The sequence below is a fragment of the Actinomadura sp. 7K507 genome (genome assembly GCF_004348425.1).
In the GTDB taxonomy this organism is placed as follows: domain Bacteria; phylum Actinomycetota; class Actinomycetes; order Streptosporangiales; family Streptosporangiaceae; genus Spirillospora.
Genome location: NZ_SMKK01000458.1, coordinates 1 through 2,818 on the forward strand (window position 1 = coordinate 1; position 2,818 = coordinate 2,818).

General features: G+C 72.2%; 3 protein-coding genes. All 3 read right to left on the bottom strand.

Annotated features, from left to right (window positions below):
• Nucleotides 1-114: 114 nt before the first annotated feature.
• Genes istB through istA form a run of 3 tightly spaced genes read right to left on the bottom strand, consistent with a single transcriptional unit; the run spans nucleotide 115 to nucleotide 2,686 of the window.
• On the bottom strand, nucleotides 115-906 hold the full coding sequence (gene istB, locus E1285_RS44340; protein ID WP_132160908.1) for an IS21-like element helper ATPase IstB: 792 nt from the start codon (nucleotides 904-906) through the stop codon (nucleotides 115-117).
• Nucleotides 903-1,136, bottom strand: a complete 234-nt coding sequence (locus tag E1285_RS44345) for a hypothetical protein (RefSeq protein ID WP_132160909.1) — start codon at nucleotides 1,134-1,136, stop codon at nucleotides 903-905. The genes istB and E1285_RS44345 overlap by 4 nt, the downstream gene beginning before the upstream one ends.
• Entirely contained in the window at nucleotides 1,133-2,686 is a 1,554-nt protein-coding gene (gene istA / locus E1285_RS44350; protein ID WP_132160910.1) for an IS21 family transposase, read from the bottom strand. Before istA ends, E1285_RS44345 begins: the two co-directional genes overlap by 4 nt.
• Between the last annotated feature and the right edge of the window lie 132 nt (nucleotides 2,687-2,818).

Sequence of the window (2,818 nt, forward strand, 5' to 3'; positions counted from 1 at the left end):
TGTCAACGGCCGTTCTGAACTCCCCGTGGGCGGCCTTGAGATCTCCCCGCTGGCGGCCGTGGTGTGTTCCCCAACGGCGGCCAGATAGTTCCCCGCCGTTGGTGCTGGTCAGGGTTAGGTGAAGGGCTTCACCCCCTGCCCGGAGGTGGCTTGGGCGAGGCGGAAGCTGTCGCCCTGGGTGACCACGACATGGGCGTGGTGCAGGAGCCGGTCGACCGTGGCGGTGGCCAGGGTCTTGGGCATGATCTCGTCGAAGCCGGAGGGGTGCAGGTTGCTGGAGACGGCCAGCGAGCGTCGCTCGTAGGCGGCGTCGACCAGGCGGTAGAACCCCTCGGCGGCGTCGGGTGAGACGGGCAGCAGGCCGATGTCGTCGATGATGACCAGGTCGGAGCGGATCAGGCGGGCCAGGGCGCGGGCGATGGAGTCGTCGACGCGGTGGCGCCGGACCAGGACGCCGAGGTCTTCGATGGTGAACCAGGCGACGCTCAGCCCGGCTTCGACGGCGGCTTGGCCGAGAGCCTCGCAGAAGTGGGACTTGCCGGTGCCCGACGGGCCGCAGATGCACAGGTTCTCGCGGCGGGTGACCCATTCGAGGCTCTTGAGGGCGTCCTGGGTCGGGCGCGGGATGGGCGAGGCGGTCTCGTCCCAGTCGCCGAAGGTCTTGCCGGCGGGGAAGGCGGCGCGTTTGCGGCGGGTGGCCAGGTTGGCGCGGTCGCGTCCGGCGGCCTCTTCGGCGAGCAGGACGCGGACGACCTCGGCGGGGTCCCAGCGTTGGGCCTTGGCGGTGGGCACCAGGTCGGGCAGGGCGCGGCGGATGTGGGGCAGCTTGAGCCGGCGGGTGAGTTCGATCGCCTCGGCCAGGGGGTCCCCGGCCGAGCCGGGGACGGTGCGCAGCGGTGCGGTCATCGGATCGGGTCCTTGTCTGTGGTGGTGCCGTCGCCGGCGGCCGGTTCGGCCAGGCGGCATCGCAGGAGTCCAGCGTGATAGCGCAGGTCGTCCAGCAGGCCGCCGGGCAGGTGGCCGGTGCCTGGGGGCGGGGTCCCCAGGTGGTCGATGGCCTCGGTCAGGGTGCGGTGCAGGTCCTGGGCGACCCATCTGCGCATGTTGAGCGGCGTCCAGTCCGGGCCGGGGCTCACGCCCGCCCGCCCGGGCCGTCGCTGTCGAGGGCATCGCTGTCGGTGTCGGGGGCCGGGCGGGGGACGGTGCCGAAGGCGGCCCAGGCGGAGGTGCCGGGCTGCAGGCTGTGGTCCTCGCCGGCGCGGTTCGGTTCGGCCTCGCCCTGGCGGGCCTGGTAGTCCAGGATCGACAGCAGGTCCTTGTCGGTGAACCGGCCGGTGATCGCGGCGGTGCCCAGGGCGCGGTCGACGGCTGCGGGCGAGTGCAGCTTGGCCAGCGCGACGGCCTCGGCCATCTTGGCGCCGATCCGGCGGGTGCCCGCGGCGGCAGCCTCCACCAGCCAGGACGCCGCTCCGGGGCCCAGCATCAAGAACGCGGCCTCGGCGGCGTTGGTGGCCTTCGGTCTCCGGTCGGCGTCCTTGTCATCGCGGGGCGGATAGTGCGCGGTGTCGATCACCGGTGTCCCCGCGGTGCCGCGGCGGTGGCGAGCGACCTCGGCCGCGGTGGCGTCGCCGGCGACGGCCGTGACGATCAGCTCGTCGCCGTGGAAGCGGGCCCAGACCCGGGTGTCGACCAGGCGGTGCGGCACTGAGTAGCGCACCCCCTCGACCGAGATGGTGCAGTCCCAGTTCACCCGCCGGGTGGTGCCGAACGCCGCGGTGAACGGCGCCCTGGGCAGCGGGTGCAGCCGCTGGCGCTCCTGGGCCAGCAGCTCGACCGGCTTGCGGCGGGTCTCGCGGTGGACACGGTCGTTGACCTCGTCGCAGAACGCCCGGCAGGCCGCCTCCAGCTGCGAGAACGTCCGATACTCGGCCAGCAGGTTCACCTCGGTCGGGACCAGGTCGGCCTTGGCGATCCGCACCGTCGCCTCCGAGCCGCCCTTGGACTCGGGATCGGCCGGGACACAGGTCCGGATCGTCATGCCGTAGTGCTTGGCGACCTCGACGATCTCGGCGTTGCGGACCGCGATCCCGGCGACATGGCCGGTGGTGACGGTCTTCTCGTTGTCGGTCAGCGCATAGGCCGGCACCCCGCCGACCCTGCGCAGCGTCGCGTCCAGGCACGCGGTCACGGTCGGCAGCGTCTTGTCCCAGACCGGGATCACCACCCGGAACCGCGACCAGGCCAGCCACGCACACCACAACACCGTCTGCCGCCCGCCGATCAGCGGACCCCACCCCCAGTCCCACTGCAGCCACAGCCCCGGCTCGACCGTCCATGGCCGGTAAACACGGTGCCGGCCGAGCCGGTACTGCGCCTTGGCCTCGGCCACCGTGCGGCGGGTGGTGCGCTCCCCACCGGCGAAGCCCATCGCGACGATCCGCTTATGGACCACATCGGCGCGGATCCTCCCCCGCGACCGGACCACCAGCTCCTCGATCTTGGGCAGATAGGCGTCGACCGCCCGCTCCCGGTGCCGCCGCTGCTCGGGCGCCTGCCCGGCCGCGCGCATCTTCACATACCGGGCCACCGTGTGGTGGTCGCACCCGGCCAGCTCGGCCGCGGCACGGTAACTGCCCGTGAGGTCGTACGCCTCAAGGATCTCCATGATCTCCCTGCTGTTCTTCACCCGCCCGACTCTCGCCGACCGGGAACGATCACGATCAAGCGGGGAGATATCTGGCCGTCCACGGGGAACTTCCTGGCCATCAGTGAGGCGGTATCTGGCCGCCTACGGGGAGCTTGTCACGGCCGCTGTCAC